Origin of the sequence: Rhodanobacter sp. T12-5, assembly GCF_008329435.1 — a bacterium.
GTDB lineage: Bacteria > Pseudomonadota > Gammaproteobacteria > Xanthomonadales > Rhodanobacteraceae > Rhodanobacter.
On sequence record NZ_NPKN01000003.1, the window covers coordinates 165049 to 187111 of the forward strand.

At 65.3% G+C, this 22063-nt stretch carries 23 protein-coding genes; 13 read left to right on the plus strand and 10 right to left on the minus strand.

Annotated features, from left to right (window positions below; all coding sequences use genetic code 11):
* Window positions 1–28 precede the first annotated feature (28 nt).
* Window positions 29–685 carry a class I SAM-dependent methyltransferase gene (locus tag CIW53_RS08830; RefSeq protein WP_149364352.1) on the minus strand — a complete coding sequence of 219 codons (657 nt, stop codon included), beginning with the start codon at window positions 683–685 and terminating at the stop codon, window positions 29–31.
* Window positions 686–908: 223 nt separating this feature from the next.
* Here CIW53_RS08830 and CIW53_RS08835 point away from each other — a divergent pair, with 223 nt between their 5' ends.
* Both CIW53_RS08835 and CIW53_RS08840 read left to right on the plus strand, forming a co-directional pair.
* On the plus strand, window positions 909–2141 hold the full coding sequence (locus tag CIW53_RS08835; protein ID WP_149364353.1) for an MFS transporter: 1233 nt from the start codon (window positions 909–911) through the stop codon (window positions 2139–2141).
* Between the two features lie 53 nt (window positions 2142–2194).
* On the plus strand, window positions 2195–2680 hold the full coding sequence (locus CIW53_RS08840; protein WP_149364354.1) for a peptidylprolyl isomerase: 486 nt from the start codon (window positions 2195–2197) through the stop codon (window positions 2678–2680).
* 170 nt (window positions 2681–2850) lie between these two features.
* On the opposite strand, the gene CIW53_RS08845 is transcribed toward CIW53_RS08840, so the two are convergent.
* Window positions 2851–3387 carry a C40 family peptidase gene (locus CIW53_RS08845; protein ID WP_149364355.1) on the minus strand — a complete coding sequence of 179 codons (537 nt, stop codon included), beginning with the start codon at window positions 3385–3387 and terminating at the stop codon, window positions 2851–2853.
* Between the two features lie 268 nt (window positions 3388–3655).
* Here CIW53_RS08845 and CIW53_RS08850 point away from each other — a divergent pair, with 268 nt between their 5' ends.
* The 3 genes from CIW53_RS08850 to hutG all read left to right on the plus strand — a co-directional run bounded on the left by CIW53_RS08850 (window position 3656) and on the right by hutG (window position 7125).
* On the plus strand, window positions 3656–4915 hold the full coding sequence (locus CIW53_RS08850) for an FAD-dependent oxidoreductase (RefSeq protein WP_149364356.1): 1260 nt from the start codon (window positions 3656–3658) through the stop codon (window positions 4913–4915).
* 70 nt (window positions 4916–4985) lie between these two features.
* A complete protein-coding gene (gene gorA, locus CIW53_RS08855) occupies window positions 4986–6332 on the plus strand; it encodes a glutathione-disulfide reductase (protein WP_149364357.1) in 1347 nt (448 codons plus the stop codon).
* Between the two features lie 13 nt (window positions 6333–6345).
* Entirely contained in the window at window positions 6346–7125 is a 780-nt protein-coding gene (gene hutG / locus CIW53_RS08860; RefSeq protein ID WP_149364358.1) for an N-formylglutamate deformylase, read from the plus strand.
* Between the two features lie 251 nt (window positions 7126–7376).
* Here hutG and CIW53_RS08865 read toward each other — a convergent pair whose 3' ends face one another.
* From CIW53_RS08865 to asnS, 7 genes are read right to left on the minus strand one after another with little or no spacing between them, the layout of a single operon-like run.
* Window positions 7377–7805, minus strand: a complete 429-nt coding sequence (locus CIW53_RS08865; protein WP_149364359.1) for a Rid family hydrolase — start codon at window positions 7803–7805, stop codon at window positions 7377–7379.
* On the minus strand, window positions 7802–8467 hold the full coding sequence (gene can, locus CIW53_RS08870; RefSeq protein ID WP_149364360.1) for a carbonate dehydratase: 666 nt from the start codon (window positions 8465–8467) through the stop codon (window positions 7802–7804). Before can ends, CIW53_RS08865 begins: the two co-directional genes overlap by 4 nt.
* An 11-nt stretch (window positions 8468–8478) precedes the next feature.
* On the minus strand, window positions 8479–9945 hold the full coding sequence (locus CIW53_RS08875; protein WP_149364361.1) for an aldehyde dehydrogenase: 1467 nt from the start codon (window positions 9943–9945) through the stop codon (window positions 8479–8481).
* A gap of 60 nt (window positions 9946–10005) precedes the next feature.
* Complete coding sequence (locus tag CIW53_RS08880) at window positions 10006–10794, minus strand: SDR family oxidoreductase (protein ID WP_149364362.1); 789 nt, start codon at window positions 10792–10794, stop codon at window positions 10006–10008.
* A gap of 19 nt (window positions 10795–10813) precedes the next feature.
* Window positions 10814–11128, minus strand: coding sequence for a hypothetical protein (locus CIW53_RS08885; protein ID WP_149364363.1), 315 nt, complete (start codon window positions 11126–11128; stop codon window positions 10814–10816).
* Window positions 11125–11940 (minus strand): MalM family protein, encoded by an 816-nt coding sequence (locus tag CIW53_RS08890; protein WP_149364364.1) that lies wholly within the window; start codon window positions 11938–11940, stop codon window positions 11125–11127. The genes CIW53_RS08885 and CIW53_RS08890 overlap by 4 nt, the downstream gene beginning before the upstream one ends.
* A gap of 14 nt (window positions 11941–11954) precedes the next feature.
* Window positions 11955–13355, minus strand: coding sequence for an asparagine--tRNA ligase (gene asnS, locus CIW53_RS08895; RefSeq protein WP_149364365.1), 1401 nt, complete (start codon window positions 13353–13355; stop codon window positions 11955–11957).
* Between the two features lie 156 nt (window positions 13356–13511).
* On the opposite strand from asnS, the gene CIW53_RS08900 reads away from it, so the two are divergent.
* The 7 genes from CIW53_RS08900 (at window position 13512) to radA (ending at window position 19716) form a co-directional block, all read left to right on the plus strand.
* The gene (locus CIW53_RS08900) at window positions 13512–13838 is read left to right on the plus strand and encodes an iron-sulfur cluster assembly accessory protein (RefSeq protein WP_149364366.1); all 327 of its coding nucleotides are present in this window, start codon (window positions 13512–13514) and stop codon (window positions 13836–13838) included.
* A 175-nt stretch (window positions 13839–14013) separates the two neighbouring features.
* The gene (gene rpsF / locus CIW53_RS08905) at window positions 14014–14445 is read left to right on the plus strand and encodes a 30S ribosomal protein S6 (RefSeq protein WP_149364367.1); all 432 of its coding nucleotides are present in this window, start codon (window positions 14014–14016) and stop codon (window positions 14443–14445) included.
* 14 nt (window positions 14446–14459) lie between these two features.
* Window positions 14460–14690: a 30S ribosomal protein S18 gene (rpsR, locus tag CIW53_RS08910; protein ID WP_007081973.1), complete on the plus strand. Its 231-nt coding sequence runs from the start codon at window positions 14460–14462 to the stop codon at window positions 14688–14690.
* A 221-nt stretch (window positions 14691–14911) separates the two neighbouring features.
* A complete protein-coding gene (gene rplI, locus CIW53_RS08915; protein WP_149364368.1) occupies window positions 14912–15361 on the plus strand; it encodes a 50S ribosomal protein L9 in 450 nt (149 codons plus the stop codon).
* Between the two features lie 247 nt (window positions 15362–15608).
* A complete protein-coding gene (locus CIW53_RS08920) occupies window positions 15609–17003 on the plus strand; it encodes a replicative DNA helicase (protein WP_149364369.1) in 1395 nt (464 codons plus the stop codon).
* 157 nt (window positions 17004–17160) lie between these two features.
* Entirely contained in the window at window positions 17161–18249 is a 1089-nt protein-coding gene (gene alr, locus CIW53_RS08925; protein WP_149364370.1) for an alanine racemase, read from the plus strand.
* Window positions 18250–18330: 81 nt separating this feature from the next.
* Window positions 18331–19716: a DNA repair protein RadA gene (gene radA, locus CIW53_RS08930; RefSeq protein WP_149364371.1), complete on the plus strand. Its 1386-nt coding sequence runs from the start codon at window positions 18331–18333 to the stop codon at window positions 19714–19716.
* Between the two features lie 14 nt (window positions 19717–19730).
* Here the strand turns inward: radA and ccsA are convergent, their stop codons facing one another.
* Window positions 19731–20531, minus strand: coding sequence for a cytochrome c biogenesis protein CcsA (gene ccsA, locus CIW53_RS08935; protein WP_149364372.1), 801 nt, complete (start codon window positions 20529–20531; stop codon window positions 19731–19733).
* 96 nt (window positions 20532–20627) lie between these two features.
* Here ccsA and ffh point away from each other — a divergent pair, with 96 nt between their 5' ends.
* Window positions 20628–22007 (plus strand): signal recognition particle protein, encoded by a 1380-nt coding sequence (ffh, locus tag CIW53_RS08940; protein WP_149364373.1) that lies wholly within the window; start codon window positions 20628–20630, stop codon window positions 22005–22007.
* The last annotated feature ends 56 nt before the right edge of the window (window positions 22008–22063 follow it).

Genomic DNA, 22063 nt, shown 5'->3' on the forward strand with positions numbered 1-22063 from the left:
CTGGGGCGAACGCACCAGCAAATAGGTTTCAATGGTGCGGTCGCGCCACGATCAGATAGCTGTTGAACGGGGTATGTCCGCGCAGTGGCCGGATGCGTACGTCCAGCCCGGCATTTTCCAGCGGCACGCGCAGTTCATCGACGCTTGGATAATGTTGCGGGCCGCCAGGTATCCAGCCACTGGCATGCAGGAAGAATTCCTCGACCCGGGTGGCGTGGAAGCGCCAGGTCTTCTCGCGCAAGACATTGCGGATGATCAGGCAGCCCTGCGGCGCGAGGTGTCCGGTGGCTGTCTGCAACAGCGCGAGCTGGCGATCTGCCGCCAGGTAATGCAGCACGTCGAGCAGCGTGACGTGGCCGTGCGTGGGTGGCAACTCGGCCACGTCGGCACAGCGCAGTTCCATCATCGCATCGAGGCCACTGCGTTGCAGTGCGGCCCGCCCGGCGGTGATCTTGCGCTGGTCGTGGTCCAGCCCGAGATAACGCTGCGTGTGTCCTTGTGCGTACAGGTAGTGTCCGAGCAGGCCGATGCCGCAACCGATATCGAGCAGGGGCAGGTTGGTGCCGGCCACCAGAGCGGCGGTGGCGGCATAGACCGGATCACAGGCCAGCTTGCCCCTGACGTAGCTGCGCTGCAGAAAATTGTCGTAGAGATTGGCGATGCGTTGGCGGGTTCGGCGGTTCATCCGGGTCCTCGGCATTTGACGACTGCAGCAGCCTAGCAGGCTGTCGGACTTTGGTCGGCCGGGCCGTGGAAGCCAGGCGAGCGAGGCACCGGCGCACTTGCGCCTCTGCGGGCCAGCCTCCTGCGCCATCGCGGACGTGCCTGTCATGCAGCGACATCGGGCATTTCCACATTGCCCGCGCATGCGATAGCGTCCACTTGCCGATGCCATATGAGGACGCCCGATGTCGCTGCTTGCTCCCTTGCGTGAACTCGATTCGACCCAGCGACACACGGTGCTGGCCAGTTTCCTCGGCTGGACACTCGATGCGTTCGACTACTTTCTGCTCACCTTCGTCATCGTCACGGTGGCGAAGGAGTTCGAGGTCGGCACGGCCGAGATCACCTATGCGTTGTTCCTGACACTGGCGGCCCGGCCGCTGGGCGCGCTGCTGTTCGGACGGCTGGCCGATCGCTTCGGGCGGCGACCGATCCTGATGCTGGACGTGGTGCTGTTTTCGACGTTCGAACTGGCCACCGCGTTTGCATCGTCGTTGACCGCCTTGCTGGTGCTGCGCTTCCTGTTCGGCATCGCGATGGGCGGCGAGTGGGGCATCGGTGCGTCGCTGGCAATGGAGTCGATTCCGGCGAAAGCCCGCGGCGCGGTGTCGGGCCTGCTGCAGAGCGGCTACCCGTGCGGTTTCTTCCTGGCCGCGCTGGCGAACTGGCTGCTGGTCGACCACATCGGCTGGCGCGGCCTGTTCGTCGTCGGCGCGATCCCCGCACTGCTGGTGCTGTATATCCGCCGCAAGGTGCCGGAGTCGACAGTCTGGAAAGAGGGCGCGCAGGCGGCGAAACGGCCCGGCCTGTTCGAGGCCATGCGCGGGCACTGGAAGCTGGCGATCTACCTGATGCTGCTGATGATGGCGTTCAACATGTTCAGTCACGGCTCGCAGGACATGTACCACACCTTCGAGGAGGTGAACCTGCACCTGCCCACCGGCTCGGCCATTGCCTTCGTGCTGGTGGCGCTGCTGAATCTCGGCGCGCTGGTCGGCGGCCTGTATTTCGGTGCGCTGTCGGAACGGATCGGCCGGCGCAAGGCGATGATGATCGCCGCGCTGCTGGCGATACCGGTGATCCCGCTGTGGATGTACGGTGGTTCGCTGATCCTGCTCGGTCTGGGTGCGTTCCTGATCCAGGTGATGGTGCAGGGCGCCTGGGGCGTGGTGCCGACCCATCTGAACGAATTGTCGCCGGCAGCAGTGCGCGGCACCCTGCCGGGCTTCGCCTACCAGGTGGGCAACCTGCTGGCGGCGGTCACCGCCACCGCGCAGACCTGGCTGGCGCAGCGGCATGGCGGTGATTTCGCGTTCGCGATGTCGACGTGGATGGTGCTGGTGGCGCTGTTGCTGGCGGTGCTGTTGTGGCTGGGACCGGAGGCACGTGGCGTGGGCTTCGGACATCACGAGTCCTAGTCTGCTGGGCAACTGCTAGAATCCGCCGTTTGATCCCATCGACGAGACAGGCAATGAAGGCTGGCAAGGACAAGGTCATCGCAATCCACTACACGTTGACGGTGGACGGTGAAAAGGTGGAAAGCTCGCACGATCGCGACGAGCAGCTGTGGATCCTGCTTGGCCACGGCCAGCTGATCCCGGGGCTGGAGGCGGCTCTCGAAGGTCACGAGGCGGGCGAGACGCTGTCGGTGGACGTGGCCGCGGCCGACGGTTACGGCGAGCGCCAGGAGAATCAGATCCAGCGCATGTCGAAGAAGTATTTCCCGCAGGCGAACCGACTCAAGCCCGGCATGGTCACCGTGCTGCAGCTGAAGGAAGGCGGCCAGCGCGCCGTGACCGTGCACAAGGTCGGCATGAGCGCGATCGATGTCGACCTGAACCACCCGATGGCCGGCAAGACGCTGCATTTCGACGTGGTCATCGGCGACGTGCGCGATGCCACCGAGGAAGAGATCCAGCACGGGCATGCCCATGCGCCGGGCAGTGCGGAGCACTGACTGCGTTAAAGTGACATCGAAACGGCACGCGCTTCAATGAAGCGAAAGCAAAAAACGGCACCTACGGTGCCGTTTTCGTTTGCCATCTCCCCCCTTTGGGAAGTTCGCGAGGGGACTTCCACGCCATCCCAACTTGTTGTCCGCCTCCGCCAAAGCCTCGGGCACGGGCGTCAATCCAGCACCCGCTTTCCATAAGCAAAATGATCCGCCCAGTATGGCCCGTCGATATCGTCAAGCCTCACCGTGCCGCCGCTGTTCGGCGCGTGCACGAAGCGCCCCTTGCCGACATACACGCCGACATGGCTGATCGCGCCGCCGATGTCGAAGAACACCAGGTCGCCGCTGGCCAGTTGGGTCATCCGCTTCACCTTGCGGCCTTCCATCGACGCCATGTCATGCGACGTGCGCGGCAGCTTGATGCCGGCGGCCGTGCGGTAGATGTAGTCGACCAGGCCGCTGCAATCGAAGCCGCCCGCCGGCGTATTGCCGCCCCAGTGGTACGGCGTGCCGACCAGGCCGATCGCACGGAACAGGATGTCGTTGGCCTCGCCGGCGCTGGCTGCCGACGGCGCGCGTGGCGGCAGGTCGGCCAGTGCCGAATGCGATGACTTGAAGGTGCGCTCGTGCCGATGTGGGGTGCTGGCGCAGCCTGCCAGCAACAGGATGACCGCGGCCGACAGCCATCGATATCGTGCCGATGGACGCATTGCGACCCCGGAGGAACGAAAGGTGGATTCCGGCTGCATCGGATAACCTCGATCTGAGTCGATTCGAGGTTATCAAATCAATGGTTTGGAAGAAAGTTCTCAAGTATCGAGCGAAGAGGGCGGCGGTGATGTCGATGCCGCCCACGGTGCCCGCACCTGCGAATCGAGGCTGAAGGTGATCGGTATCCGCGATTACGCGCGTAATTCTTGATGCGTCGCAAGTACTTTGCACAGCCCGTATGGACGGCCAACTGGCTACCATGTCCGCATGAATGCCACGCGCAGCGATGTGTTGATTCTCGGGGGCGGCGTGATCGGCCTGGCCTGCGCGCTATACCTGCTGAAGGCAGGCGTTGGCGTGCGGGTGCTCGAACAGGGCACGCCCGGCTGCGGCAGTTCGCACGGCAATTGCGGCACGATCACGCCCAGCCACGCGCCGCCGCTGGCGATGCCGGGCGTGATCGGCCTGGCGCTGCGGTCGATGTTGAGTGCCGACGCGCCGCTGTACCTCAACCCGCGTTTCGACGGTCCGCGACTGCGTTGGTTGCTGGGTTTTGCACGACATTGCAATTGGCGCGACTTCGCCGCCGCGACCACGGCGCGCGCAGCGATCCTGCAGCGCTCGCGGCGGCTGCTGGCGACGCTGGTGCGCGAGGAGAAGCTCGACTGCGAGTTTGCCGAGGGAGGCGAGCTGTACGTCTATCGCACGACGCAGCGGCAGGTGGCGGACGAGCGCAATCACGCCGCGGTGCTTGAGCGTTGCGGCATCGAAGTGCAGCGTCTGCGCGGCGATGAGGTCGAGGCGATGGAACCGGCGTTGAAGCCGGGCGTGGTCGGCGGATTGTTCCATCCGGGTGATGCATGGTTGCGGCCGGATCGCTACGTGGCCGAGCTGGCGCGGCGGGTGGTCGAGCTGGGCGGGGTGATCGAGTGTGGTGCGCGGATCGAGCGGTTCAGCACGGATCAAGGCCGCATCACCCGGGTGCACAGCAGCCGTGGCGCGTTCGAAGGCGAACGGATCGTCATGGCGCTGGGCGCGTGGTCGCCACTGCTGGGCAGGCAACTGGGCCTGCGTCTGCCGATGCAGCCGGGCAAGGGTTACTCGCTGACCTACACTCGCCCCGCACGCGTACCGCGGCATGCGCTGGTGCTGCGCGAGGCATCGGTCTGCGTCACCACCTGGGCCAGCGGCTACCGCCTGGGCAGCACGATGGAATTTTCCGGTTACGCCGAGGGCCTCAATCGCCGGCGGCTGGACGCATTGCGGCGCGGTGCGGCGACCGGGCTGCACGAGCCGGAAGGCCCCGAATTGCAGGAAGAGTGGTGGGGCTGGCGGCCGATGAGCGTGGACGAGGTGCCGATCATCGGCCCCAGCACGCGCTGCTCGAACCTGCTGCTGGCCACCGCCCATGGCGTGCTCGGCGTCAGCATGTCGGCGGCGACCGGTGAGCTGGTGGCGTCGATGCTGGCAGGCGTGGCGTCACCCATCGATGCGACGCCTTATGCACCGGCGCGATTCCAGCTGTAGACGTCGCTGCCGATTTGACGAGGGATTGGCCGCCATGGGGTAGATTCGGGGTACTCCCGAGGATGCCCGCATGTCGACAAGCCATGACCTGATCGTGCTCGGTGCCGGTTCCGGCGGCCTGGCCACCGCGTTTCGCGCCGCGCAACACGGTGCCCGCGTGGCCTTGCTGGAGCCCGCGGCCCTCGGCGGCACCTGCGTGCATCGCGGCTGCGTACCGAAGAAAGCGTTGTGGTTTGCCGCGCAGTGGGCGCAGGCGCAGCAGTTTGCGGTCGATGTGGGTTTTGCCTCGACGCCGGGGCCGATCGACTGGGAGCGGTTCCGCCAGGTGCGGCTGCACTACATCGATGCGATCGACCGGCGCTATGCGCAACGCCTGCAGGAGGCGCAAATACAGCTGGTGCAACAGGCCGGCCGTTTCGTCGCGGCCGATGCGATCGAATTGACCGATGGCAGCCGATTGCAGGCGTCGCACATCGTGATCGCCACCGGTGCGCGACCGCGCACGCTGCCTTTGCCAGGGTTCGGATTGGGCATGGTTTCCGACGATGTGTTCGCCTTGCACGAACTGCCCCGTCGCGTGGCGATCGTGGGCGGCGGTTACGTGGCGACGGAGTTCGCCGGTTTGCTGCAGGCACTGGGCAGTGAAGTGGAAGTGCTGGCGCATGAGCGTCTGCTGGAAGGGTTCGACGCGGAACTGGCGCAGGCGTTGCACGAGTTGATGCAGGCGCAGGGGATACGGATCAGCCTGCGAAGTGCGATCCGCTCGGCGCGTCGCACGGACGAGGGCATCCTGCTCGACGATGCCGTGGCGGGTTCACGCGGCCCGTATGACGCGCTGCTGTGGGCGGTCGGTCGCGTGCCCAATACCGAGGCGCTGGCACTCGATGCGATCGGCGTGGACACCGATCAGCAAGGTCACGTGGTGGTCGATGCGCGGCAGGACACCAGTACGGCCGGCATCCACGCGATCGGCGACGTGACCGCGCGCAAGGCCTTGACGCCGGTGGCGGTCGCCGCCGGTCGCCGGCTGGCGGACCGGTTGTTCGGCGGCGAGCCGCAGGCGCAGTTGGACTACGAAAACATCCCCAGTGTGGTGTTCTCCAAGCCGCCGCTGGGCATGGTCGGGCTGACCGAGGAAGCGGCACGCGAGCAATACGGGGAGGCGGTCGTGGTCCATTGCAGCCGGTTCACGCCAATGCAGTGGGCGTTGACCGGCTGGCACGGGCAGAGCCTGATGAAGCTGGTCTGCGTGGGCAGCGACGAACGCGTGGTCGGCATCCACGCGCTGGGACCGGGTGTCGATGAAATGCTGCAGGGTTTTGCCGTCGCACTGAAACTGGGTCTGCACAAGCGCGACCTGGACGCGACCGTGGCGATCCATCCCAGCTCCGCCGAAGAACTCGTGCTGATGGGCTGAGTACAATGGGCGCATGAGCATCTTCACCCTGCAGCGTGGCCGCGTGCCGTTGTTGATCAGCCTGCCGCACGACGGCAGCTTCATCCCCGACGACATTGCCGCCCGAATGCGCCCGGCGGCGCGCCGTTCGCCGGACACCGACTGGCATGTGGCGCGCCTGTACGAGCCGCTGGCACAGGCACTGGGCGCCAGCGTGCTGAAGCCGCGGGCGTCGCGCTACGTGGTCGACCTCAACCGGCCCGCCGACGGCCATGCGTTGTACCCGGGTCAGCGCGAAACCGGGCTGGTCTCAACCATCGGTTTCGACGGCGAGCCGCTCTACCTGGACGGCCGGGCGCCGGACGCCGCCGAGGTTCAACGGCGGATAAGTGAATTCTGGCAACCCTATCACCAGGCCCTGGCACAGGAACTTGCGAGGCTGTGTGCCGAGCACGGTCGGGCCGTGTTGTGGGAAGGGCATTCCATCCGCAGCCGCGTACCGATGTTGTTCGAGGGTCGCCTGCCGGATTTCAATCTCGGCACGGCGACCGGGGCAAGTTGCAGCGCCGCGTTGCAGGCGCGCTTGCAGGCCAGTCTGGAGTCGCAGTCGCGCTTCGGTTTTGCCGTCAATGGCCGCTTCAAGGGCGGCTACATCACGCGCCATTACGGCGATCCCGTCGCCGGTGTGCAGGCGGTGCAACTGGAGCTGGTGCAGCTCAACTACATGGACGAAGCGAGCTTCGAGTACGACGAGGCGAAAGCGGTGGACGTGCAGGCGCTCATAGGGAAAATGCTGCAGATCTGCCTGGGCTGAGAGCAGGTTGTTGCGTGTCCGGTCAGGCTGCATGAAAAGTTGCGACCCTGCGTGCTGCCGCTGTGGAAAATACTGCGTTTCATTCAGCCGCCGTATCCCGAAGTCGTTGCAATGTCTGCTTGTCGTGCCACCCGAGTTGCCGGGTTCCGGCGAGGTTCGCGATATCCTGTTTTCGAGGCTCAACATCGAAAAGCCCCGCCGATGCAGATCGACGGGGCTTTTCATGTGTGGCGCTTGTTGCCTCGGATGGGTCAGGGCGTTCCCGCCGGCAGCGAGGCGATGCATTTCAGTTCGATCGCGATCGGTGTCGGCAGTGCGCTGATGCCCAAGGTGGTGCGACAGGCGTCGACACCGGCGAAATACTCGGCGTACAGCCGGTTGTAGGCGGCGAAGTCGCGCCGCATGTCGGTCAGGAACACGGTGACGTCGACCAGGTCGCTCCAGGCGGCACCGCTGGCTTCCAGCACGGCGCGCACGTTGGCGAACACCTGCCGGCATTGCGCCTCGATGTCGTAGTCGACCAGGGTGCCGTCCGCATCATGCACGTTGCCGGGAATGGCATTGTTGCCGGGCTGGCGCGGGCCGACTCCAGAAAGGAACAGCAGGTTGCCGACGCGGCGGGCATGCGGATAGGCACCGACCGGTGCCGGTGCCGTGTCGGTGCGCACGATGTCGCTCATGCTTCCGTCTTCCAGCGTTCGGCCTGTTGCGCCAGTGCGTTGCGGTAGGCGTCCGACAGTTGTTCGTGGCCACGCACGTCCAGGCCCAGGTCGTTGATGCGGCCGTCGTCCAGGCCATAGATCCACGCGTGCACGGCCAGCGGCTGGCCACGCTCCCACGCCTCGCGCACCACGGTGGTGTGGCACACGTTCACGGCCTGCTCGATCGCGTTCAGCTCGCACAGGTGGGCCTGGCGCACGGCGAATGCCTGGGCCGGATCGAGCTTGTCGGCGTGCTTCATGGCGATGTCGTCGATGTGCTTGAGCCAGTTGTCGATCAGGCCCAGGCGCGAATGCTTGAGTACTGCGCCGACACCGCCGCAGCCGTAGTGGCCGACGACGAGGATGTGCTTCACCTTGAGCACGTCCACCGCGAACTGGATGGTACTCAGCGCGTTGAGGTCGGTATGCACCACCACGTTCGCCACGTTGCGATGGACGAAGATCTCGCCGGGCGGCAGATCGACGATCTGGGTCGCCGGTACGCGCGAATCGGAGCAGCCGATCCACAGGTATTTCGGTGCCTGCTGCTGCGCGAGCTTCTCGAAGAAATCCGGCTCCTGCGCGGTGACGCTGGCTGCCCAGCGCCGGTTGTTGGCGAGCAGGTCTTTGATCGAATTCATCGAGGTTCCTTTCAGTAGCGGATGCAGACGTTTTTCGGCTCGGTGAAGAAATGCAACGCATCGTTGCCTCCCTCGCGGCCGAGTCCGGATTGCTTGGTGCCACCGAATGGGGTGCGCAGGTCGCGCAGCAGCCAGCAGTTGATCCAGACGATGCCGAAGTCGAGCGCGGCACCGAGCCGATGCGCGCGCGACAGGTCGCGTGTCCACAGCGAGGCGGCCAGTCCGTAGCGACTGTCGTTGGCGATCGCCAGCGCTTCGGCTTCGTCCTCGAACGGAATCAACGCGACCACCGGGCCGAAGATCTCCTGCTGGTTGGTCTGCGCGGACGACGGCAGGCCTTCGATCACGGTCGGGGCGATGAACCAGCCATCGGCGCAACGCCCGGCTTGGGCAAGCGCTTCGCCGCCGCACAGTATGCGGCCGCCTTCGGCGCGGGCCTGTTCTATGCAGCCGAGCACCTTGTCGTAGTGCGCCTGCGAAACCATCGCGCCGAGATCGTTGTCGGCTGCGCTCGGATCGCCCACGCGCAGCGCCTGCACGCGCGCAAGATAGCGCTCGCGGAAGGCCTCGTAGATCGATCGCTGGATCAGCAGGCGCGAGCCGCACAAGCAGATCTCGCCCTGGTTGGCGAAGCCCGAACGCACGATGGTGTCCATGTTCGCGTCGGACAGGTCGGCATCGGCGAACACGATCGCCGGGTTCTTGCCGCCCATTTCCAGCGACACTTTCTTGAACTGCATTGCCGCCACACTGGCGATGTTCGCGCCGGTGGCCGTGCTGCCGGTGAAGGAGATGGCCTTGACCCGCGGATGTTCCACGATCGCCTGACCGACCGAAGGGCCGCGGCCCTGCACGATGTTCAGCACGCCGGGCGGAAATCCGGCCTCGATGCTCAGCTCGCCGAGCAGGGCCGCGGTGCACGGCGTCACTTCCGACGGTTTGGCCACCACCGTGTTGCCGGCGGCCAGGGCTGGCGCGATCTTCCAGCTGAACAGGTACAGCGGCAGGTTCCAGGGGCTGATGCAGCCGACCACGCCGAGCGGCTGGCGCAAGGTGTAGTTGATCGCGCCGCTGCCGGCCGCGCCGATCTCCGTTGCGTGCGATTCGCTGCCCCAGCCGACGATCGCGGCGGCGAAGTAACGCAGGTTGCTGACCGCGCGGGGGATGTCGAGCCGGCGCGCGAGGGCGAGCGGCTTGCCGCTGTCGCGCGATTCCAGTGCGGCGAATTCCTCCAGCCGTGCCTCGACCAGGTCGGCCAGTCTTTGCAGCAGGTGCGCGCGTTGTTCGATCGGCGTGCTGGACCAGCCGGGTGCGGCACGGCTGGCGGCGGCGACCGCGGCCTCGACATCCGTTGCATCGGAATCGGGGCAAAGCGCGAACACCGCGCCGGTGGCCGGTTCGTGCACCTCCAGCCATGCATCGTGGTGAGGCGCCTGCAGGCGACCGTCGATCAGATTGGCTAGGCGCGGGGTAGACATCTGCACAAGCTTAAAACCTGCGTGCCGCAATTGCACAGGATTGTGCGAGCGACAACGGGCTCAGCTCAGCGCGCGGGTGCGGCCGCCATCCACCGCGATGCTGACGCCGTTGACATAGGCGGCGGCGGGGGTGCACAGGAACGCGATGACCGCGGCGACTTCGCTGGCTTCGCCGAAGCGGCGGGCCGGGATCGTGGCGATCAGGTCCTGCGCGATCTCGTCTTCGCTTTGGTGCGCGGCCGATGCCTTTGCGGCGAGCAGGCTGTCGAGGCGCCCGGTGCGGGTGTAGCCGGGCAGCACGTTGTTGACGGTGATGCCGTCGGCGGCCAGTTCGCCGGACAAGGTCTTGGCCCAGCCGGCCACGGCGGCGCGCACGGTGTTGGAGACGCCAAGCCCCGCGATCGGTTCCTTCACCGAGGTGGAGATCACGTTGACGATGCGGCCGTAGCCACTGGCGCGCATGCCGGGCAACAGCGCCTGCAGCAACGTCTGGCCGGCCAGCAGGTGCTGCCGGAAAGCGGTTTCGAACGCCGCCGTGGTGGCGATGTACGCCGGTCCACCGGGCGGGCCGCCGCTGTTGTTGATCAGGATGTGCACTGGGCGGCTGGCAGCGATGTCGATGGTGGTGGCCTGCAGGCTGGCGGTGTCCAGCATGTCGACACTGCGCCAGTCATGCTGCTGGCCATGCGCTTGCGGCAGGCTTTCGGCCACGACTCTCAGTGCATCGGCAGAACGTGCCAGCAGGGTGACGCTGGCACCCAGTTCGGCCAGTTCGATCGCGCTGGCGCGACCGATGCCTTGCGAGGCACCGCAAACCAGCGCGTGGCGTCCATTCAGATCCAGTTGCATGCGGTACTCCGTTCGATGTTCAGGGCAGCAGCAGGCGCATGGCCAGTGCCGCGAGCCAGCACAACCAGCCAAGCCACGGGCTGTAGCGCCACATGGCACGCCAGCGGTTCAGGCTGGCGTCGCCCATCGCGGGCAGCGCGGGTGAGCGCAAGGCGTGCTGCAGCCGGATCCAGGTGCGCAGTGGCGAAGTCTTGCCGTGTTCCGGTTCGGCGATGATTTGCCACTGCTGCGGGTAGCGCTGGCGCAGCAGGCTGGCCAATCGGAACAACGCGGCGTACGACAACAGGAACAGGCAGATACCGGCGGCAAGCAGGGCCAGATACAGGATGATCATCGCGGTTTGCTGCTGTCGGTGCCGCCGCTCCAGGGCAACGGCAGCGAGGTGCGCAGTGTCTGCAGCAGACCATCGCCTTGCTCGGGCTTGTTGCAGATCGCCTTGTCCACCGCGCTGGCGTAGGTCTTGTTCATCATGCCGACCCACAAGGTACCGTCGGGGCCATGAGGAATGCTGAAGCTGCCGGCGGAGTTCATCTGGATCGTCGCCGCGGTGCTGGCGGAGAACGAGGCCGGCGACTGCTCCCAGTACGTCTTGCCGGATTGCTGATCGGCGGAGCTGTAGACCAGCAGGTAACGCGCCTGCTTGTTGTCGACCTTGAATTGGCCGAACGCGCCGGTGGTTTCGTCGCCCCAGCCCATGTGTTCGCACAGCTCGATGTCTTGCGAGGCGATCGGCTGGAAGCCTTCGTCCAGCAGCACGACGGTGGGCGCGAACAGGTAGCTGGCATGCAGCCAGCGACCGTTCAACTCCGATTTGAAGGCTATCCGGTAAGGCAGTTTTCCGTCAGTGGGCAAGCGGAACGCAAGAAAGTAGCTGTGCGTGCCATTGAGGTTGGCGACCATGCTGCCGTTGCCCAGGGTGAACTTCTCCGGTTGCCACGGCAGCCTGGCCTGATAGGAGAAGTCGGCGAAGCTGCTGCAGCATGGCGAGGCATGCAGCAGTTGCTCCCGGGCCAGCTTCATCGCATTGCCGGTGTCTTCCGAGGGAGCCCGCAGGTTTGGCGGCAGCAGCGCCTTGGCGTTGTGACAGCCAGCCAGGAGGACGGCAAGGACCAGGGTGGGGACGATGGTGGGGAAGCGATACGACATGGCAGGCAAGATACTCAGAATTCGGCCGTTCCGGCCGCTCGTGGGTAGGGGATGGCGTCGCGGATGTTGGCCAGTCCGCAGACATAGACCAGCAGGCGCTCGAAGCCGAGGCCGAAGCCGGCGTGCGGCACCGTGCCGTAGCGGCGCAGGTCACGGTACCAGTCATAGGAGGCCGGATCGAGCCCGAACTGGACCATTCGCCGGTCGAGGTAGTCCAGTCGCTCCTCGCGCTGCGCACCGCCGATGATCTCGCCGATGCCCGGTGCGAGCACGTCCATCGCGGCCACGGTTTTCTCGTCATCGTTCAAGCGCATGTAGAACGCCTTGATCGCCTCGGGGTAATTCATGACGACCACGGGGCGGCCGACATGTTTCTCGGCCAGGTAGCGTTCGTGTTCGGTCTGCAGGTCGATGCCCCAGGCGACCGGGTATTCGAACTTCTGGCCGGACTTCTTCAGGATCTCGATCGCATCGGTGTAGTCGATGCGTTCGAACGGCTTGGCGATGAACGCTTCCATCCGGGTGATGGCGTCGCTCTGCACGCGCTCGGCGAAGAACGCCATGTCGTCCGGGCGTTCGTCCAGCACGGCCTTGAAGATCGCCTTGAGGAAGGCCTCGGCGCAATCGGCATTGGCGGTGAGGTCGGCGAACGCGATCTCCGGCTCGACCATCCAGAACTCGGCCAGGTGGCGGGCGGTATTGGAGTTCTCGGCGCGGAAGGTGGGACCGAAGGTGTAGACCTTGCTCATCGCCAGGCAGTACGCCTCGACGTTGAGCTGGCCGGAGACGGTGAGGAAGGCCTCGCGGCCGAAGAAATCCTTGCGGAAGTCGATCTTGCCGTCGGGCAGGCGCGGCAGGTTGGCCAGGTCCAGCGTGGACAGGCGGAACATGTCGCCGGCGCCTTCGGCATCGGAGGTGGTGATGATCGGCGTGTTGATCCAGAAGAAGCCCTGCTCGGTGAGATGGCGATGGATCGCCGTCATCATCGTGTGGCGCACGCGGGTGATCGCGCCGAACAGGTTGGTGCGCGGGCGCAGGTGGGCGACCTCGCGCAGGAATTCCATCGAGTGCTGCTTGGGCTGGATCGGGTAGGTTTCCGGGTCGTCGACCAGGCCGGTGACGATCACCTCGTCGGCCTGCAGCTCGAAGCTCTGGCCCTTGCCCTGCGACGGCACCAGGGTGCCGGTGACGATCACGCCGGCGCCGGCGGTGAGGTGTTTCACCTCGTTCTCGTAGTTGGCGAGGGTGGCCGGCACCACGGCCTGGATCGAGTCGAAGCAGGAGCCGTCGGTGACGTTGACGAAGGACAGGCCGGCCTTGGAATCGCGACGGGTACGCACCCAGCCACGCACGGTCACCGTGCTGCCGGCGTCGAGCTTGCCGGAAAGAGCCATCTTCACACTGACCACGGCCATCGGTTGAAACTCCTGCTGAAGCGCCGCATCTCGACGCATGGATGGATGAATGGCGCATCGGCAGCGGCGCTGCACGGCCAAACCGGCATGATAATGTAGCTGTTGCCCGCACCGCGACATTTGCCGGGCCCTCGAATCGAAGATGGATCCACCACCATGAGCATCACCATTACCCCCGCCGCCAACGAACGCATGCGCCACTTCCTGGCAGGCATGCCGAAGGCCGCTGGCGTGCGGTTCGGGGTCAAGCGGACCGGTTGCTCCGGATTTGCCTATGTGGTGGATCTGGCGGATTCGATCGACGCTGGCGACCAGTTGGTCGAGGTGGATGGCGTACCGTTGATCGTCAACGACAAGAGCCTGGCCCTGGTCGAAGGCACCGTGATCGACTTCCAGCGGCATGGCCTGAACGCCAGCTTCGTGTTCCACAACCCGAACGCCACCGGCGAGTGCGGCTGCGGCGAGAGCTTTACCGTCAGCTGATCCTCGAATCCCGGCGCAAGTCATGATTTTCAATGACTTGCGCGATCATTCGCCAGCATCGTACAATTCCGCTTCTGCCCCCATCCGTCAGGGCGCTGGCAGGACACTTGCCTCACCGCACCAGCGGGAGGCTGCAAGGCCGCTTTTGGCCGCATCCACAAGGAGTCAAACCACAATGACCCTGCGTCATTACGAAGTTGTGTTCATGGTCCATCCGGACCAGAGCGAGCAGGTTCCGGCCATGCTCGAGCGCTACAAGGCGCTGATCGAGACCGACGGCGGCAAGATCCACCGTCTGGAAGACTGGGGCCGTCGTCAGCTGGCCTATCCGATCGTCAACCTGGCCAAGGCACATTACGTGCTGCTCAACATCGAAGTGAGCCAGAACGCGCTGAACGAGCTGGAGTCGGGTTTCCGCTTCAACGATGCCGTGCTGCGCCACCTGGTGATCCGTCGCGACGAAGCCGATATCGAGCCGTCCTTCATCCTGAAGTCGAAGGAAAAGGATGATGCCAAGTCCACCCGTCGCCGCGACGACGAGGGTGATGGCGAAGGCCGCGGCCGTGACCGCGACGACCGCGACAACGATCGCGACAGCGACGACTGATAGGAATCCAGACCATGTCCAAGTTTTTCCGCCGCCGCAAGTTCTGCCGCTTCACTGCCGAAGACGTGAAGGAGATCGACTACAAGGATCTCAACACCCTGCGTCAGTACGTCACCGAGAATGGCAAGATCGTGCCGAGCCGCATCACCGGTACCAAGGCGCGCTACCAGCGCCAGCTGGCCACGGCGATCAAGCGCGCCCGTTTCCTGTCGCTGCTGCCGTACACCGACAACCACGACGTCTGACCTGCCATTTCTTCTCTCCTCCGGGGGAGAAGATGCCCGCAGGGCAGATGAGGGGCGGGTGTTCGCGACAGGCTTCATCGACGTTCGCTTCGACAGGCATCATCGCAAGCCCCGACCCCTCATCCCAACCCTCTCCCCGACGGGGAGAGGGTGCAACACCTTCGGACAACCGTCCTCTGGCTGCGCCGGGCCACACCGGTGCTAACGAACAGGAAAGCATCATGGAACTCATTCTTCTGCAGAAAGTCCGCAACCTCGGCACGCTCGGCGACAAGGTCGTCGTGAAGCCCGGTTACGGCCGCAATTTCCTCCTGCCGCAGGGCAAGGCCGTTCGCGTCAATGCCGCCAACCTGGCCGCGTTCGAACAGCGTCGCGCCGAATACGAGGCCAAGGCCAATACGGCACTGGCCGACGCCGAAGCACGCAAGGCCAAGCTGGCCGATGCCTCGGTGACCATCTCCGCGCACGCCAGCGCGGAAGGCAAGCTGTTCGGCTCGGTCGGTCCGCGCGACATTGCCGAGGCGCTGTCCACCGCCGGTCATGAGGTCAACAAGGGTGAAGTGATTCTGGGCGAAGGCCCGCTTCGCAACACCGGCGAGTACGACGTGGTGATCAACCTGCACGCCGACGTGCAGACGACCGTCAAGGTGATCGTGGTCGGCGACAAGTAAGCTCCAGACCATCCTCACGATGGAAGCAGCCGGGCGCCTCGAGGCGCCCGTTTGCTTTTGGACGTTGGCAAAGCTCTGCGCTTTCCCCCGTTCCCCGTTTTATACCCGGCAACACACAGCTTATCCACAGACTTATCGTCTCGGCAGCTGAGATGCCGCCGCGTATGATGATCGTCAGTGCAGGCGACCGGACCGTGTCGGCGTGATGCCCGTTTTTCGTGGGGAAATCCTCCACAGAGGTGAGTCGATGTCCTTCGTGCCCGAACGCAAATCTTCCTCGCCTGCCATCGAGGCGTTGCGCGTGCCGCCGCATTCGATCGATGCCGAGCAGGCGGTACTGGGCGGCCTGATGCTGGCGCCCGATGCCCTGGACAAGGTTGCCGACCGGCTCGCCGAGGACGACTTCTACCGCAAGGACCACCGGCTGATCTGGCGCGCCATCAACGAGCTGGCGAACAAGGGCATGCCGTGCGACGCGGTGACCCTGGGCGACTGGTTCGACAGCAACGGTCTGGCCGAGATGGTCGGGGGCGCCGGCTACCTGATCGAGCTGGCCAACAGCACGCCCAGTGCCGCCAATATTGCCGCCTATGCCGAGATCGTGCGCGAGAAGTCGGTCATGCGCCAGCTGATCGATGCCGGCACCTCGATCACCGAGGATGGCTACCGGCCCGAGGGCAAGAGCGTGCAGGAGGTGCTGGAAAGCGCCGAGCAACGCGTGTTCCACATCGCCGAATCCGGAGCGCGCGGCAAGAAGGATTCCGTCTCGATGCGCGAGGCGGTGAAGGATGCCTTCCGCCTGCTCACCGAGCGCTACAACAACCGTGGCCAGCTCACCGGCATCACCACCGGTTTCACCGACCTGGACAACCTCACCTCAGGCCTGCAGCCTTCCGACCTGATCATCGTGGCGGCGCGTCCGTCGATGGGCAAGACCGCGTTCGCGCTGAACATCGCCGAGACCGCCGCGCTGCGCAGCAAGAAGGCGGTGGTGGTGTTCTCGATGGAAATGTCCGCCTCGCAGCTGGCGTTCCGCCTGATCTCCTCGGTGGGCCGCATCCATCAGCAGCATCTGCGCAACGGCGATCTGCAGGAGGAGGACTGGCCGCGCGTCTCCAACGCCATATCCATCCTCAACGACGCCAAGATATTCATCGACGACACGCCCAGCCTGTCGCCGGTGGAATTGCGCTCGCGCTCGCGCCGGCTGCACCGCGAGCACGGTGGCCTGGGCCTGATCGTGATCGATTACCTGCAACTGATGCAGGTGCCCGGCAACAAGGAGAATCGCGCCACCGAAATTTCAGAAATTTCGCGTTCACTGAAGGGCCTCGCCAAGGAGCTGAACGTGCCCGTGATCGCCCTGTCGCAGTTGAACCGCTCGCTGGAACAGCGCGCCGACAAGCGCCCGATGATGTCGGACCTGCGCGAGTCCGGCGCGATCGAACAGGACGCCGACGTAATCATGTTCATCTACCGCGACGAGTACTACAACAAGGAATCGCCCGACAAGGGTGTCGCCGAGATCATCATCGGCAAGCAGCGCAACGGCCCCACCGACACCTGCAAGCTGACCTTCCTCGGCCATTACACCAAGTTCGAGAATTACGCACCGGATTCGTTCGTGGGGAGTTTTGATTGAGAGCGGAGAATGGGGAACGGGGAACGGGGAACGCGCAGTCCACGCGCGCGTACGGCTCTTCGCTCGAACAAGCTTCCCTTGCTGTACCCCGGCTCATGGTCGTGTGCGGACTCCATGTTTCCCGTTTCCCGTTTCCCGTTCCCCGCTCTTCAAAATCATGAGCCGCACCACCGTCGCCACCATCCACCTCGGCGCACTGCGCCACAACCTCGCGCGGCTGAAAGCGTTGGCTGCGCCCGCGCAGGTGATGGCGGTGGTCAAGGCCGACGCCTATGGCCACGGTCTGGAACGCGTGGCGCGCGCACTGGACAGCGAGGCCGATGCATTTGCGGTGGCCGCGCTGGGCGATGGCCTGCGTTTGCGCGCGGCGGGACATCGGCAACGCATCGTGGTGCTGTCCGGCCCGGACAATGCCCGCGACATCGCCGAGATGCAGCGGCTGCAACTCGACGCGGCGATCCATCATGACGCCCAACTGCTGTGGCTGGCCCAGGCCGATGCCGCGCGCGGACGTCTGCGAGTATGGTTGAAGATCGATACCGGCATGCATCGACTTGGCTTTCCGGTGGAGCGCGTAGCCGAGGTGCATGCACAACTCGTCGGCATGCCCTGCGTCGATCCCGTGATCGGCCTGCTCACGCATTTTTCCGACTCCGAGGTGTTCGGCGGCGAGCAGACGCCGGCGCAGGTTGCCCGATTCACCGAAGCCACGCGAACGTTGGGTGGCCCGCGCTCGCTGTCCAATTCCGCCGCCGTACTCGGCTGGCCTGATGCCCGCGGCGAGTGGGTGCGCACGGGTGGCCTGCTGTACGGTTTGTCGGTAGTGGAGGGCAAGACCGGCGCCGACTTCGGTTTTCGTCCGGCGATGACGCTGAGCACACGCCTCATTGCGATCAACCACATCGGCAAGGGCGAACGCATCGGCTACAACGGCACCTGGACCTGCCCCGAAGACATGCCCGTCGGCGTGGCCGCCGTCGGTTACGGCGACGGTTACCCACGCAGCGCCGCCGCCGGCACCCCGGTGCTGGTCGGCGAGCAACGCGTGCCGCTGATCGGGCGCGTTTCGATGGACTTGATCACGCTCGACCTGCGCAATGCGCCCGGCGCGAAGATCGGTGATCGCGTGGTGCTGTGGGGGCCGGAATTGCCGGTGGAAACCATCGCCGCGCAATCCTCCACGATCTCCTACGACCTCACCTGCGGCATGACCCGGCGTGTACTGTTCGTGGAAGACGAAAGCTGACGCTTCGCGCGCCGGGGGCGTCTCGCGCTTTGCGATGGTCGCGGGCTAAGCTTCCATCATCATATCCAGCTGGAAATCCGCATGGCCAAGGCCAAGACCGCCTACGTCTGCACCGAGTGCGGCGCCGAGCACAGCAAATGGCAGGGTCAGTGCGTCGAATGCGGGGTGTGGAACACGCTCAGCGCGATCGTGCTGACACCGGCATCGGCAGTGGGCTCGTCGGTGGGGGCGCAGCGTTCCAGTTATGCCGGTGCTGCGGCCGGTGCGGCAAAGGTCGTCCCTTTGACCGAGGTTGCGTTGACCACCGAGGCGCGCACGCTCACCGGCATCGGCGAGCTGGACCGCGTACTTGGCGGCGGGTTGGTGCAGGGGTCGGTGGTGCTGGTCGGCGGCGATCCGGGCATCGGCAAATCGACCTTGCTGCTGCAGATGCTGGGCACGCTGGGCGCGCATCTGTCCAGCGTGTATGTCACCGGCGAGGAATCGTTGTCCCAGGTCGCTTCGCGCGCGCAACGCCTGGGTCTGCCGCTGGAGCCGCTGCGGGCGTTGGCGGAAACCTGCATCGAGCGGATCCTTGAACAGGCGATGGCGACCCGGCCGCGGGTACTGGTGATCGACTCGATCCAGACCATCTGGACTGAACTGCTGCCCGCCGCGCCCGGCTCGGTGTCGCAGGTGCGCGAGTCGGCGGCCAAGCTCACGCGATTTGCCAAGGAAACCGGCACGTCGGTCTTCCTGGTCGGTCATGTCACCAAAGAGGGCGGCATCGCCGGCCCGCGCGTGCTCGAGCACATGGTCGATGCGGTGCTGTACTTCGAGGGCGAAGCCGGCAGCCGCTTCCGCGTACTGCGCGCATTCAAGAACCGCTTCGGCGCGGTCAACGAGCTGGGCGTGTTCGCGATGTCCGACAAGGGCCTGCGCGAAGTGCCGAATCCGTCGGCGATCTTCCTTTCGTCGCACTCTGGACCGACGTCGGGCAGCGCGGTGATGGTGACTCGAGAGGGCACCCGTCCATTGTTGGTCGAAGTGCAGGCACTGGTCGATCAATCCTCGCTGGGCAACCCGCGCCGCGTCACGCTGGGCCTGGAGCAGAACCGGCTGGCGATGCTGCTTGCCGTGCTGCACCGGCATGGCGGCGTGGCCGCGTACGACCAGGACGTGTTCGTCAACGTGGTCGGCGGCATCCGCGTGCAGGAGACCGCGGCCGATCTGCCGGTGCTTCTCGCAGTGCTTTCATCCTTGCGCGACCGGCCATTGCCGGAGCACATGATCACCTTCGGCGAAGTGGGTTTGTCCGGTGAGATCCGCCCGGTGCCGAACGGCGAGGAGCGCCTGAAGGAAGCTGCCCATCACGGCTTTCGCCGCGCCATCGTGCCGAAGGCGAACGCGCCGAAGAAGGGCCGGGTCGGCGACATGGAAGTGACTGGCGTGGAACGATTGAGCGAGGCGATCGACGCCTGTCGCTGAATGTTTCGCGGCTGTCAGGCGAGTGTGCGGTGCAGGATCAGTTCCAGCACGAATTTCGAGCCGAAAAACGCCAGCACCAGCACGGCCATGCCGATCAAGGTGAGGTTGACCGCGCGCTGTCCGCGCCAGCCATGTCGCCAGCGGCCATAGAGCAGCAAGCCGAACACCAGCCACGCCACGATCGACAGCACCGTCTTGTGCACCAGGTGCTGGCCGAACAGGTTGTCCACGAACAGGGCGCCCGTGAGCAGGGTCAGCGTCAACAGCAAGAAACCGGCGCCAATCAAGCGGAACAGCAGGGTTTCGGTCAGCGTCAGCGGCGGCAGCGCGCGCAGCCAGGGGCCGAACTGGCGATGGCGCAGCGCGCGCTCCTGCACGGCCAGCAGAATCGCCAGCACGGCGGCGATCGACAGTACGCCGAACGCGATCAGCGCCACCGTGACATGCAGCTTGATCTGCCATTCCATCGCCTGCGGCAGCGTCGGCGGTGCCAGAAAACCATCCACCGCGATCAGCAACGCGGTCAGCGGAAACACGATCACGCCGAGTGCGGCAACCGGCCGCGAAGCGTTCACCAGCAGGGTCAGCGCCGAAACCACGAACGCGACCAGCGACAATGCTGCGAAGAAATGCAGATCCAGTGCGCCGCGATGCATGCCAAGCAGGATGCCGGCGTGGACCAGCACTGCCGCGCCGGCCAAACCCAGCGCCAAGCGATTCAGCGGCTGCCCACCGCTCAACAGTGGCCGTGCCAGGCCACCCGCGGCGGCGAGATAGAGCGTGATGGCGAGCAGGGCGAGAACGTGGATGGCCATAGCCGCGCAGTGTCGCACAGCCCTTGGCGGACGTGCATGCGAGGTCTTTCGACAGGTCCGCTATAATCGGCTGCTTTCCTGTTTGCCGGTTCCGCCATGTTCGAGTCGCTCAGCCAACGCCTTTCCACCACCGTCAATCGCCTGCGCGGCCGCGGTCGGCTGACCGAGGAAAACATCCGCGAGGCCCTGCGCGAAGTGCGCATCGCCTTGCTGGAGGCGGACGTGGCACTGCCGGTGGTGCAGGCGCTGATCCAGCGGATCAAGGTGCGCGCGGTCGGCCAAGACGTGATCAAGAGCCTGTCACCGGGCCAGGCGCTGGTGAAGGTGGTCAGCGACGAGTTGACCGTGGTGATGGGTACCGCCAACACCGAACTGAACCTGGCCCAGCAACCGCCGGCGGTGGTGCTGATGGCCGGCTTGCAGGGCGCCGGCAAGACCACCACGGTGGCCAAGCTGGCGCGTCTGCTGACCGAGCGCAAGAAGAAGAAGGTGATGGTGGTCAGCTGCGACGTCTACCGTCCGGCCGCGATAGAGCAGTTGCGCACGCTTGCCGAACAGGTCGGGGTGAAGTTCTTCCCGTCCGAGGCGGGCCAGGATCCGGTCGCCATTGCGAAGGCCGCGGTTGCCGCCGCCAGGCGCGAAGTGGTCGACGTGCTGATCGTCGACACCGCCGGCCGCCTGCACGTGGACGAGGCGATGATGGCCGAGATCAAGGCGCTGCATGCCGCGATCACGCCGATCGAAACCCTGTTCGTGGTCGATTCGATGACCGGCCAGGATGCCGCCAATACGGCCAAGGCGTTCAACGAGGCGCTGCCGCTGACCGGCGTAATCCTGACCAAGACCGACGGCGACGCCCGCGGCGGCGCGGCGCTGTCGGTGCGCTACGTCACCGGCAAGCCGATCAAGTTCCTCGGTGCGGGCGAGAAGAGCGACGCATTGGAGCCGTTCCACCCAGATCGCCTGGCTCAGCGCATCCTCGGCATGGGCGACGTGCTGTCGCTGGTCGAGGAAGTCGAGCGCAAGGTCGACCAGGACAAGGCGCAGAAGCTCGCCCAGAAGGTGATGAAGGGCAAGCGCTTCGACCTGAACGACATGAAGGACCAGTTGGAACAGATGGGCAACATGGGCGGCCTGGCCGGCCTGATGGACAAGTTGCCTGGCATGGGCAACCTGCCGGACAGCGTGAAATCCAAGGTCAACGACGGCGAGATGAACAAGATGATCGCGATCATCTGTTCGATGACCAAGAAGGAACGCCGCCACCCGGACCTGCTGAACGGCTCGCGCCGCGCGCGCGTGGCCCGCGGTTCGGGCACCCAGCCGGCCGATGTCAACCGCCTGCTCAAGCAGTACATGCAAATGGAAAAGATGATGTCCAAGCTGTCCAAGGGTGGCAGCAAGGGCCTGATGCGCCAGATGCGCGGGGCGATGAAGGGCATGGGTGGGATGGGTGGCTTGCCGCCGATGCGCTGAACCGCGAGAAACGAGTGGAGAGGAGTGAGATATAGAGTGGGGCCAAGTTTGGCGCT